The sequence below is a fragment of the Streptomyces sp. NPDC046465 genome, assembly GCF_040646035.1.
Lineage (GTDB): Bacteria > Actinomycetota > Actinomycetes > Streptomycetales > Streptomycetaceae > Streptomyces.
Genome location: NZ_JBEYZK010000026.1, coordinates 22368 through 34081 on the forward strand (window position 1 = coordinate 22368; position 11714 = coordinate 34081).

Annotated in this window: 8 protein-coding genes; 2 read left to right on the forward strand and 6 right to left on the reverse strand. The window is 74.9% G+C overall.

Annotated features, from left to right (window positions below; genetic code table 11):
- The first annotated feature begins 23 nt into the window (after positions 1-23).
- On the forward strand, positions 24-527 hold the full coding sequence (locus ABZ953_RS32275; RefSeq protein WP_361731434.1) for a methylated-DNA--[protein]-cysteine S-methyltransferase: 504 nt from the start codon (positions 24-26) through the stop codon (positions 525-527).
- Between the two features lie 49 nt (positions 528-576).
- Here the strand turns inward: ABZ953_RS32275 and ABZ953_RS32280 are convergent, their stop codons facing one another.
- From ABZ953_RS32280 to ABZ953_RS32305, 6 genes are all read right to left on the reverse strand, one after another.
- A complete protein-coding gene (locus ABZ953_RS32280; RefSeq protein ID WP_361731437.1) occupies positions 577-1077 on the reverse strand; it encodes an NUDIX hydrolase in 501 nt (166 codons plus the stop codon).
- Between the two features lie 28 nt (positions 1078-1105).
- A complete protein-coding gene (locus tag ABZ953_RS32285; RefSeq protein WP_361731440.1) occupies positions 1106-4879 on the reverse strand; it encodes an SAV_2336 N-terminal domain-related protein in 3774 nt (1257 codons plus the stop codon).
- Between the two features lie 4 nt (positions 4880-4883).
- Positions 4884-5879 (reverse strand): AAA family ATPase, encoded by a 996-nt coding sequence (locus ABZ953_RS32290; protein WP_361731443.1) that lies wholly within the window; start codon positions 5877-5879, stop codon positions 4884-4886.
- The gene (locus ABZ953_RS32295; protein ID WP_361731446.1) at positions 5876-8068 is read right to left on the reverse strand and encodes a trypsin-like peptidase domain-containing protein; all 2193 of its coding nucleotides are present in this window, start codon (positions 8066-8068) and stop codon (positions 5876-5878) included. The genes ABZ953_RS32290 and ABZ953_RS32295 overlap by 4 nt, the downstream gene beginning before the upstream one ends.
- Positions 8069-8070: 2 nt before the next feature.
- Entirely contained in the window at positions 8071-8481 is a 411-nt protein-coding gene (locus ABZ953_RS32300) for a CU044_2847 family protein (RefSeq protein WP_361731449.1), read from the reverse strand.
- A gap of 93 nt (positions 8482-8574) precedes the next feature.
- On the reverse strand, positions 8575-10299 hold the full coding sequence (locus ABZ953_RS32305) for a BCCT family transporter (protein ID WP_361731452.1): 1725 nt from the start codon (positions 10297-10299) through the stop codon (positions 8575-8577).
- A gap of 247 nt (positions 10300-10546) precedes the next feature.
- Here ABZ953_RS32305 and ABZ953_RS32310 point away from each other — a divergent pair, with 247 nt between their 5' ends.
- Complete coding sequence (locus tag ABZ953_RS32310; protein ID WP_361731649.1) at positions 10547-11662, forward strand: glycerate kinase; 1116 nt, start codon at positions 10547-10549, stop codon at positions 11660-11662.
- Positions 11663-11714 lie beyond the last annotated feature (52 nt).

Genomic DNA, 11714 nt, shown 5'->3' on the forward strand with positions numbered 1-11714 from the left:
AGGACCAATCGAGGACCATGCTCATGGAACGCCTGCACACCCGCATCGACAGCCCCTACGGGACGCTCACCCTCGTCGCCACCGACGGCGTGCTCAGCGGCCTCTACATGACCGAGCAGCGCCACCGCCCGCCCGAGGAGACCTTCGGCCACCGCGATCCGGCCCCGTTCGGCGAGGTGACCGGCCAGTTGGCGGCCTACTTCGCCGGGGAGCTGACGGAGTTCGACGTGCCGCTGCGGCTCGACGGCACCCCGTTCCAGCGCACGGTCTGGCGCGAACTCCAGCGGATCCCCTACGGCGAGACCCGTACGTACGGCGAACTCGCCGGCATCCTCGGCAAGCCGGGCGCCTCACGCGCGGTCGGCCTCGCCAACGGCAAGAACCCGATCGGCGTCATCGTGCCCTGTCACCGCGTCATCGGCGCGGGCGGCGGCCTGACGGGGTACGGCGGCGGGCTCGACCGCAAGCAGCGGCTGCTCGCCTTCGAGGGCGGGGCGGCGAAAGCCGGTGACGACGTCCTGTTCTGAGCTGCCGCGGAGCTACCCGCTACCCGCTACCCGCTGCCCGCGCGCCGGATCAGCCGACCCGGTGTCCGTCCTCCAGCTCCGCGGGCCCGCCGCCCCGCGCCAGCACGTCAAGCGCGACGGCGACCCGGCGCCCCAGCGAGCCGGGCAGGTGCTCCGCGAGGTCCGCGGAGTCCACCAGACGCCAGGAGAGCAGCTCCTCCTCCTGCAGCCTGATCGACTTCAGCCGGTCGGCGTCGAGCACTCCGCCGTCGTACAAGTAGGCCACCAGCGGCGGCCGTTCACGTACCGGACCCGGCGGCACCCAGTCGACCACGAGCAGCGGGCCGAGCGTGACGTCGAGCCCCACTTCCTCAAGGGTCTCCCTGCGCGCCCCCTGCCGCGGACTCTCCCCGTCGTCCGACTCGACGGTTCCGCCCGGCAGCGCCCAGCCCTCGCGGTAGTTGGGCTCGACGAGCAGTACCCGGCCCGCCGCGTCGCGAAGGAGCGCGGCGGCCCCGACGAGGACGCGGGGGAGGCCTGCGATGTACGTGGCGTAGTCCTGGATGGTCACGGGGGGAAGGGTAGCCGGGGCGGCCCGGTCAGCCCTCCGACAGCTCCAGCTCGGTCAGGACGCGCCGCGTCTCGACGGTGTCCGGGTGGTCGGGGCCCAGGACGAGCTCGCGCTCCGTCAGGACGGTGCGGGCGACGCTGCGGGCCTCGGCGGTGCGGCCCGCACCGCCGAGCGCGATGGCCAGCTCGTGGCCGCTCGCGAGGGTGCTCGGATGCCGGTCGCCGAGGGCGGACGCGCGGCCCCTCCGGGCGAGGCGCGCCTCGCCCACCGCCTCGTCGTAGCGCCCCAGGGCGATGAGGGCGACGGCCAGGTTGTGGCGGCAGAGCAGGGTGTCGGGGTGGGCGGCGCCCCGGACGTGCTCCCAGTGGCCGAGCACGGTGCGGTAGACCTCCTGACCCTCGTCGTGGCGTCCCATGCGGCAGAGCACGAAGGCGCACTGCTGGCGCGCGGTCAGGGTGTCGACGTGCTGCTCGCCGAGCACGGCTTCGCGTCGTGCCGCGCACTCCGCAAAGGAGATCAGTGCTTCCTGCGGGAGTTCCAGCGTGAGCTGGAGGTGGCCGATCTCGTAGCGGGTGGCGAGCATCTGGGGGTGGTCGGGGCTAAGGCGCTGATCGGCGCCAAGGCGCTCCAGCCAGTTCAGTGCCTCGTGGTGATGTCCCTTGCGGCCGTGGGCCACGGCAGCGTGGAGCTCGTCGGCGAGGAAGGCTTCGTACGGGACGCGGCGCGGGAGCGGGAGCCGGAAGGCAACGCCGGACGAGGGCGCGCCCGAGTGGTGGAGGACGGGGTTCCGGCCGGTGAGGTCGATGCGGAAGTCGAAGTCGACCGGGCCTCTCGTGGCGCCCTCCATGAGGAGGAGATGGATGCCCAGGTCTTCGAGCCAGCCCAGCTCGCCCGGCAGGGCCTCCGGCGTGAGGACCACGATCAGGCTGGTCAGTTCGGGGCGCGGGCGGCCCGCCGCGCGCGCGGCGGTGAGCAGCGTCCGGCGGCGGTCGCGCTCGGCGCCCAGGGCCCGTTCCAGGGTGCGGGGGTCTTCGTCCGTCACGATGTGGGGCAGCGCGGTCGCCGTCGTGGAACGCAGGTACCGCTCCGTCGAGTCGAGCATGTGGAACTGCACCGACGCCGGGGAGTGCCGTTCGGCAAGGCCGCGCACGATCTTGTCCAGGACGGCGGAGCAGTCCTCGGGCGCGCCCCGCAGGACGCCGTGCGGGCCCATGGCGCGGAAGTCGAGGACGACATCGGCGCCCCCGCCGTCGCGGCCGATGGCCACGGCGAGGCGGTCCCCTGCTCCGCCGATCAGCTCGGGGCTGCGGCCGTACACATCGACGAACTCCTCGAAGTGGGCGGCCACTTCGGCCGCGGTGGGCCGCCGGTCGAGCAGGGGGGACCCGCAGCGCCGCAGGATGGCGGTCAAGGACCGGGGAACGGTGTCGCCCGCGGCCTTGAGGAGGACGAGGCCCAGCTTGGAGACGTCGTGGGCGGCGCCGTCACCGTGCTCCTGCACGCGCCAGCCGGTCACGCACACGTCGCCCGCCGTGAGCAGCACCCTTCTCGGCGCCAGGTCGCCGTGGTGGATGCCAAGGGCGTGGGCGTCCGCGAGCACCCCGGCGAGCAGCCGGGCGAGCCGGGCGAAGTGCAGGACGTGGTCGAGCCGTGCCGCGGCCGGCAGCGGGTCGTCCAGGTGCGGGACCGGTCGGCCGTCGTCCGACAGCTGGAGCTCCGTCGCCAGCCAGGACGGCTCCGGCGCGGGGTCCACGCCGAGGAGACGGGGCACCCGTCTGCCGTCCAGGAGGCGCAGTGCCTCGGCTTGGCCCGCCAGGGAGAGGCGGCGCGCGGAACCGGGGCGCGTGAGCCTGAGCGCCGCGACCTCGCCCTGCTCGCTCCGTCCGAGGAACACTCCGCTGCTGCTCCTTGCGCTGCTGTGCCGGGCGAACAGGTGCCAGGGCCCGGCCCGCCGGGGGTTCCCCGGGGTCAGCGACCACCACGGCGAGCCCGGCGCGTCGACGTACGGCGGAACCTCCGGATCCGCGGGCGGTACGGGTACCGCCCGCGGCACACCCACCCCGAGGCGCCGCATCAGCCGCTCGTCCACCCACCCGAAGGGCCGGGCCCCGTCCCCGCCCCGGTCGACCCCGTCGGGATGGGCGAGCCAGGCGGGGAAGTCGGCGGAGCGGCCCGCCAGTTCACCGAGGCGGGCCGTCACCGCCCGGCCGGTGCCCAGGAGTTCACGGACCGGCGCGGTGCCGAGGAGGATGTCGCGGGCCTCGGCCGTGACGTCGTAACTCCGGTGCCGCGGGGCGAGACCGGCGGTGTCGTCGCAGCGCCGGAACAGGCCGCTCAGGAACACCTCCGCCAGGTGCCCGGTCGTCACGCCGGGCCCGAGCACGTCCTGCACCAGGCGCATCACCGGCACGGACACCGGGGCGACGGCGGCGAGATGGGCGGCGAGGCGGTACGACTCCGGGGACGCCGTGTCCCGGAACCGCAGGATGTGCTCGCCCGCGTCGAGGCCGACGGGTGCCCGCGGTGCCGTCGCGAAGGGCGCCGTCAGGAGCGGGAGCACCGTGCTCGCCCCGGGGGAGGCGATCAGGCCCGCCCAGGCGCCGACCGCTCCCGGTTCGGGCGCGAGGACCGGGACAGGCACCCCGTCGAACGCCGTGAGGCCCGCGGGCAGCACCGGATCGGCCACGTCCCAGGTGAGGTTGGGCGCGCCGCGGCGCCGGGTGGTGACCCGCCAGCGTTCGGCGCGGATGCCGGAGCCGTCCCACAGATGCGGTGGCAGTGCGTGCAGCACGGCCGTCGGCCCGAACCGTCCCCACTGCTTCAGGAGCTCCCGCATCCGGCCGTCCCGCCAGGCCGCGCCGACGCCGTCGCTGAGGACGAGGATCAGGGTGTTGCCGCCGGGGTCGGTCACGGTGGCGGGCGGCAGCACGGCGGTGCCGGGCGTGAAGGGGCGGCGGCCGAGCAGCGGGGCACCGGGGGTGCGGGTGTCCAGGCCGTGCACGCGTACGTCACGGAAGGCGCCGCTGCGCTCCAGGAGCAGCCGGGTCTCCGTGGCGAGCCGCTGCCACAGCAGCATGGAGGCGCCGTCGTCCACGAGCAGCGTCAGATCGAGCCAGCGCGCGCGGGCGGGGCGCAGCACGGCGTCGGTGAGGCCGCTGTGGGCGGTCGAATCGGCGGTGGCCGTCTCGTCGAGCTCCCACCGTCTGCGGTCGGCCACGGTCAGCTTCAACGGGCGCAGGGCGCGGCCAAGTTGCAGCTGCCGGGAGCCGAGGGCCCGGGTCTCGGGGGTGCGCACGGGGCGGACGGGGACGGTGCGGTGGGGCGGGACGTGGCCGGGGGCGGTGCCGCCGTAGAGGGGCGCGTCGCCGGTCGGCCGCCGGACGCGGACGGTCCGGGTCGAGAGCAGCGGGGGGCCGAACTCGGGGTCGATGCTGACGGGGGGTTGCTCCTCGGGCCGGGGCTTCGCCGGGGCCGGGCTCCTGCCGCTGTCCGGCCGGGGCGTGTCGGGCCGTGCGGGCTTCGCCGTCATCCGTGCCAGGGCGGGCCGGGGAGGCCGCACGTCTCCGTACGTCTGCCCGGCCGATGTGATCGTCCCCGACGCCCGTACCAGGGAAGTCGACGCCCCCTCGGGCAGCTGCCCGGCGAGCCACAGCGCGTCGAGCAGCTCTTCCTGGGTGAGTTCCACCCCGCTCGCCGCCAGCGTCCCGAGCGCCTGGCGCAGCCGCGCGGACCGCATGAGCGCGTGCGGACGCTTGACCGGGGCGCGGGAGGGCGCGTCCTCCTCACTGGACTCGGCCCCCATCCCGCTACACCGCCCCGCCGAGCCGGTGCAGGACCGCGTCAAGGAGCGCGCCCGGCGGCAGGTCGACGCCGCCCTTGCGCAGGAACACGGCGTTCAGGAGCTGGTCCGTGGCCAGTTCGCCGGGGGCGCGGCGGCCCAGGAAGGCGCGCAGGAGGTCGTCGACGCCGTCGAGCGCCGCTTCGCCGAGGTGCGCCTCGACGATGTCGCGCAGCCGCTGCTCGTCCGGCTCCGCGAGGTCCAGACGGACGCAGCGGCGCAGGAACGCGGGCGGGAACTCGCGCTCGCCGTTGCTGGTGATGACCACCACGGGGAACTCGGAGCAGCGCACCCGGCCCCGCGCCACCGGCGCCCGCACCTGGGGGTCGGCGGTCAGGACGTCGACGTGCGACTGGTCCTCGGGCAGCCTGGCCAGCTCCGGGATCTCGAACTCGCCCTCCTCGAAGACCGTCAGGAGGTCGTTCGGCAGGTCGACGTCGCCCTTGTCGAGCTCGTCGACGAGCAGGACGCGCGGGCGCTCGCCCGGGACCATGGCGGTGCCGAGCGGGCCGAGGCGGACGTACGAGCCGATGTCGGGGCCGCGTTCGGGCCGCTCATCGGCGGGCCCGTCGGAGCCGGTCTCGCGGCGCAGGTTGGACTCCCGCAGGCGGCCGATCGCGTCGTAGTCGTAGAGGGCGTCGCGCAGTGTGGAGCGGCTGTTGACCGACCAGGTCAGGACCCGGCCGAGCGTCAGCTCGTGGGCGACGGCGTGCGCGAGGGAGGACTTGCCGGTCCCCGGGTGGCCGGTGACGAGGAGCGGACGGCGCAGCAGCAGCGCGGCGTTGACGACCTCCGACTCGTCGGGGCCGATCAGATAGGGGCGCGGCCGGGGCGCGCCGTCCGCCGGGGCGAAGCGGCGCCACGGCGGAGCCTGCGGAAAGTCGGCGCGCCGTGCGTCGCCGTCCCCCCGGAAGAGCCGCCAGTCGCCTTCCTGCGGTGCCTGGGCTGCCTGGGGTGCCGTCATGGACTGCGTACTCCTTCGTCGGAATGCGGGCGCGGCGCGTCGGGGTCCGTCAGCCTCGGCTCGCGGTCGGCCCCCGCGAGGCTCTGCCACGCGGAGTCCTCCCATACGAGGGACGGGCGCGCGAGCCCCGTGGGGTCCGGCAGCGCGGCCGCCCGGAACCGGTGCACCCGGAAGGGCAGGCCGTGCAACAGGCCGGTGGGCGAAAGGGGTTCGAGGCGGTGGGCGTGGTCGTGGCCCTCGGCCTCGCGGTCCCAGAGCACCACGGGGACGCCGAGGGCCAGACAGAGGTCGAGCAGCTGGGCGCGGAGGGCGGGCGGGCCGTGCAGGACGACCTGGTTGGCGTCGCGGTGGGTGGAGCCGAGCAGCGCGGCGACCTGCCGTCCGTCCGCGCAGCTCGGATCGATGACCAGGGCTCTGCCGTGTCCGTCGCCCCAGCGGCGGCGGTGCTCCGTCTCCCGTCGCGGCACCCGGCGGCTCATCTCCGGGCAGCGCAGCATCAGCGGGAACGACGCGCCGAGCGGCAGGCTCGGCACGAATTCGTTGGGGCTGCCCGCGTCCCATTCGTCGACGGGCAGATGGAGCCCGGCGCGGTCGACCTCGATGTCCACGGCGGGCAGCCCTTCGCCGGACCGCTCGGCGCCCTCGCGGATCACCGCACCCACCTGACCGGGCGTCAGGGGCGCGTCCCCCGCGGTGGTCTCCAGGCGGCGCACCGTGCCGTCCGCGTGCTGCTGCCAGAGCCGGCAGCGGAAGCGCTCGGCCCGCTCCGTGCCCTCGCCCGTCGGCTCCGTGCGGGTGAGTCGCGCGAGCAGCCGGACCACCGCGGGCGTCTGCGTGAGTGTCCAGCGCGCGGCGTCGGCCCTGCGCTGGTCGCGGGCGGCGGGGTGCACGCCGAGGCGGGCGCAGACCCGCTCGCTCCAGTTGCGGAGCTCTTCGCCGACCTGGTCGCCCGTGGCGGCGGCGATGAACTCGACGAGGTGCACGAGCGCGGGGACCCGCGAGGTCCCCGCGGGGACGCTGCCGCCGTCTTGGTACTCCTCCAGGTCGGCGATGACCGCTCCGAGCGCCGATATCGGCAGCCGCGCGGTGCACAGGGCCGAGGGCAGCGGCGTGTAGCGCAGCGCCTCCCGGGCCGCGCGGGCGGGCAGGGTCGGGTCGGCGCGGACGACCCGTCTGAGCTGCCGCGCCAGGAAGGCGTGCTCGCCGTGGGAGAGCAGCCCGGCCGCCTCCACCGCGCGGCCGGTGCCGAGCAGGGCGGTGAGCTGCTCGGGCCGTGCGCCGTAGGGACCGGCGGTCTGCAGGGACTCGCTGAGCGTGGGCAGGGCGCGGTGGTGGGTGAGCAGCAGGGCGGCCAGCTCTTCGGTCGTGGGCGCCGTCCCGTCCTGCGGTGCGACGAGGCCGAGTTCGGTGGCGAGGCGCCGCGCGTGCTCGGCGCGCACCGCGGGTTCCGGCAGCAACGACCGGAGCAGCGCGCACAGTTCGGCGGCGAGCGGGTCCTCGGGCGGGGTGGCGCGCAGGGCGTGGCAGTCGTCCACGATGTCGCCCGCCCCGGCCGCGCACAGCTGTTCGCGCACGGTCTGCCACGGCAGGGCCCAGGCGCGCCGGAGCGTGTCGGCGGGGTGCGCGGGGGCGTCGGGGCCGCCGAGCCGGCCGACGACGAGCCCGGCCGCGCTGTCGCCCGCGTCGGTCCACAGCGGCCCCCCGCTGAACCCGGGGCCGATCGCGGCACCTGACAACTGCCCGTCCAGATAGCCCACTCTGCCGTCGAGCAGCTTCAGGACCGTGTCCGCGAAGGTGATCGGCTCCCCACAGCCGTGCCAGGCCCGCAGCGACTGGCCCTCCGCCATCTCCGTCCAGACGACGGGCCGGGCACTGGCGGGCGCGGGCTCGGTGAGGCGCAGCACACACAGGTCGCCCTGCCAGGCGACGGCGTCGTGCCGGGGCGGCACCCACACCTCCACTTGCGCCGCGATCCGCACCGTGTGCCGGTCGAACCCCACCTGGAGGACCTCGTCCGAGGGCCTCGCGGCGCTCATCGGGGGCAGCCCGAGCGCTTCGTTGACCACGTGCGCGCAGGTGAGGACGCGCCCGGCGGAGAGCAGCGCGGCCGCGCCGACCGCCCCCTCGCCGTGCCGGTCCAGGACGGCGACGACCGGCGGGGGGCCGTCCGTCCGCCGGAACCAGCCCATGGTTACGCCCCGGAGTCGCCGCTGGCAGGATCACCGGCGCCTGGGTCTTCCGTACGCTCTTCCGTACGCCGCCACGTCGCCGACACGGTCATCGTGGCCGCCCCCTTCAGTCCGACGATGCCGAGCTTGAGGTCCTTGCCCACCTCGATGCCGAACTCGACCGTGAACTCCTCGGGCGGCCGACGCGCCCCGGACACCGAGGCGTGCACCTCGTCGAGGAGCGGCCCGAGCGGGCGCAGGGTCGCCCGCAGCGCGTCGGCGGCGAGCGCGGCGGCGCGGCCGCCCCCGCTGGACACGGGCTCCGGCGCCCCGAACTCCGGTGGCAGCGCCCGGGGTTCGGGCCGCTGCCCCACATCGGCGAGCTCGACGCGCAGCGCGGCCCCTGCCAGGTCGAGTTCCAGGTACTCAGGCATGGGTTCATTGTGCGGCCAACTCGGCCGCTTCCGCCGCTGGTTCGCTGATCAAGGCGTACGCGTACTTCGTTTCCGGGCGTACGCGTACTTCGCTCACTCCCCGTCCCGGCTCCGGGACCTGACGATCCGTCGCAGCCGATGGTGCCGGTCCGGACTCTGCTCGGTCATCGCGTCGCCGACCATCGTGCGCACCGCGTCCCGCAGCCCGTGCAGGGCCTGACCGCGTGCGGGGCCCGCGCCCGGGTCCTCGCGCAGCTCCTTCAGGAGCGCCCAGCACAGCGTCAGCATCACCACGACGAACGGCAGGGCCACGAGGATCGTCGCGCTCTGCAGGGAGTTCAGGCCGCCCGCGACCAGGAGCACCGCGGCGACCGCCGCCATCAGAACGCCCCAGACGACGACCAGCCAGGTGGGCGGGTGCAGCGAGCCGCGGCTGCTGAGCGAGCCCATCACCAGGGACGCGGAGTCGGCGCTGGTGACGAAGTACGTCATGACGAGGAGCATCGCGACCCAGGAGGTGACCGTGCCCAGCGGCAGCGCGTCCAGCATCGCGAAGAGCGAGGCCTCCGCGCCCTCCTCCACCTTCGCCGCCATGTCGGCCCTGCCGGTCGCGTCGAGCCGGATGCCCGTGCCGCCCATCACGCAGAACCACACGACGGTGGCGCCGCTCGGCACGAGGAGCACGCCGATGAGGAACTCGCGGATCGTGCGGCCGTGCGAGATGCGGGCGATGAACGTGCCGACGAACGGCGCCCAGGACAGCCACCACGCCCAGTAGAAGATCGTCCAGGTGCCGAGCCAGGTGCTGTCGGTGAACGCGCCGGTGCGCGAGGCCATCGGGAGCAGTTGGTGCAGATAGCCGCCGACGCTCGCGGGGATCGCGTCGAGGACGTAGACGGTCGGGCCGAGGACGAACACGAACAGCATCAGGCAGGCGGCGAGGACGATGTTGAGGGTGCTGAGCCACTTCACGCCCTTGTGCACCCCGGAGAAGGCCGAGACCACGAAGGCGGCGCCGAGCGACACGATGATGATCAGCTGCAGGGTGGTGGAGTCCTCCACCCCCGTCGTGAGGTTGAGCCCCGTGGCGACCTGGAGCGCGCCGACGCCGAGACTGGTGGCCGTGCCGAAGACGGTCGCGAAGACCGCGAGCAGGTCGATGAGCCTGCCGGGCCACCCGGCCGCCCGCCGGGCCCCGATGAGCGGCACGAAGACCGCGCTGAGCCGGTTGCCGCGGCCCTTGCGGAAGCCCGCGTAGGCGAGCGCGAGGCCCGCGATGCCGTAGATCGCCCAGGGGGTCAGCGCCCAGTGGAAAAAGGAGTACTCCAGGGCGGTGCGGGCCGCGGCGCCGGAACGGGGGCCGACCCCCGAGGACGGGGGAGGGTTCAGATAGTGGGTCAGGGGCTCCCCGACGCCGTAGAACATCAGGCCGATCCCCATGCCCGCGCTGAACATCATCGCGATCCACGCGAGGTTGGTGAACTCCGGTCTGGAGTCGTCCTCGCCGAGCCGGATACGGCCGAAGCGGCTGAGCGCGAGACCTACGCACAGGACGAGGAAGACGTCGGCGGCGATCACGAAGAGCCAGGCGAAGTTGGCCAGGACCCAGCCGAGCGCGGTGTCCGACGCGCTGTCGAAGGAGTCCTTGCCGAGCGCGGCCCAGGCAACCACCGCGAGCACGGCCGCGACGCCGATGCCGACGACCGCGAAGTCCGGGCCGCCGTCCGGGGGCGAGCCGCTCGCGGGGTCCCGGCCGTTCGACGGCGGGTCGGGCGGACCCTCGTCGGGCAGGTGCTGATCGATCATTTCCGTGCTCATGGCGCACCACTATGGTGCGATATAGGCGAGTTTTTCGCCGGGGCGCGCCGTCTCGCGCTGTGGGTGGCCATGGGCAGCGGGCCCCGTCTGCGGTTATGGTCGCAGCGGCGCGACTGCCTTGACGCGAGCAAGGCCCGGAAAGCAAGGGGAAACCAAGGTGGCGGACGCTGCAGGGACGGCGGGACACGAGCGGCAGGCGCACGCCGGTCGCGACGACGCACAGCGCGGGAACGCGCAGCGTGTACTCATCGCCGCGGACAAGTTCAAGGGTTCGCTCACGGCCGTACAGGTCGCCGAGCGGGTGACGGCGGGGCTGCACCGCGTCGCCCCCGGCGTGCGGGTCGAGGCGCTGCCGGTCGCCGACGGCGGCGACGGCACGGTCGCCGCGGCCGTCGCGGGCGGCTTCGAGCGCCGGGAGGTGCGGGTCACCGGGCCGCTCGGCGAGCGGGTGACGGCGGCGTACGCGCTGAAGGACGGCACTGCGGTGGTGGAGATGGCCGAGGCCTCCGGCCTGCAGCTGCTCCCCGAGGGCGTCTTCGCGCCGCTCACCTCCACGACGTACGGCTCCGGCGAGCTGCTGCGCGCGGCGCTCGACGCGGGGGCCCGCAGCATCGTCTTCGGCGTCGGCGGCAGCGCCACGACCGACGGCGGCGCGGGCATGCTCGCCGCGCTCGGCGCGCGCTTCCTGGACGCGGAAGGCGACCCCGTCGCGCCCGGCGGCGGGCCGCTCAAGGAGCTGGCCACCGCCGATCTGTCGGGTCTGGACCCGCGCCTGAAGGACGTCGAGATCGTGCTCGCCAGCGACGTCGACAACCCGCTGACCGGCCCGAAGGGCGCACCCGCCGTCTACGGCCCGCAGAAGGGCGCGTCCCCCGAGGACGTCCGGGCCCTGGACGCGGCCCTCGCGCACTTCGCCACGGTCCTGGAGAAGGCCATCGGCCCCAAGGCCGCGGAGTACGCGCAGTCGCCGGGCGCCGGTGCCGCGGGCGGCATCGGGTACGGCGCCCTCGTCGGGCTCGGCGCGGGCTTCCGGCCCGGCATCGACGTCATGCTCGACGTGCTCGGCTTCGCGCCCGCCCTGGAGCGGGCCACCCTCGTCATCACCGGCGAGGGCTCGCTCGACGAGCAGACCCTGCACGGCAAGGCGCCCGCCGGGGTGGCCGCCGCCGCGCGGGCCGCGGGGATCGAGGTCGTCGCGGTCTGCGGCCGCCTCGCCCTCGCCCCGGAGGCCCTCGGCAAGGCCGGTATCCGCCGCGCGTACGCCCTGACCGACGTCGAGCCGGACGTGGCCCGGTGCATCGCGGAAGCGGGCCCGATCCTGGAGACGGTGGCGGAGAACATCGCCAGGGACTTCCTCGCGTGACCGCCTGACCGCGTGACCGCCTGACCGCCTGACCCCAGCCGCACGCCGGGGG

Coding starts and splice junctions, on each gene's coding strand:
- ABZ953_RS32275 (WP_361731434.1), top strand. CDS start 24: ATGGAACGCCTGCACACCCGCATCGACAGCCCCTACGGGACGCTCACC.
- ABZ953_RS32285 (WP_361731440.1), bottom strand. CDS start 4,879: ATGGGGGCCGAGTCCAGTGAGGAGGACGCGCCCTCCCGCGCCCCGGTC.
- ABZ953_RS32290 (WP_361731443.1), bottom strand. CDS start 5,879: ATGACGGCACCCCAGGCAGCCCAGGCACCGCAGGAAGGCGACTGGCGG.
- ABZ953_RS32295 (WP_361731446.1), bottom strand. CDS start 8,068: ATGGGCTGGTTCCGGCGGACGGACGGCCCCCCGCCGGTCGTCGCCGTC.
- ABZ953_RS32300 (WP_361731449.1), bottom strand. CDS start 8,481: ATGCCTGAGTACCTGGAACTCGACCTGGCAGGGGCCGCGCTGCGCGTC.
- ABZ953_RS32305 (WP_361731452.1), bottom strand. CDS start 10,299: ATGAGCACGGAAATGATCGATCAGCACCTGCCCGACGAGGGTCCGCCC.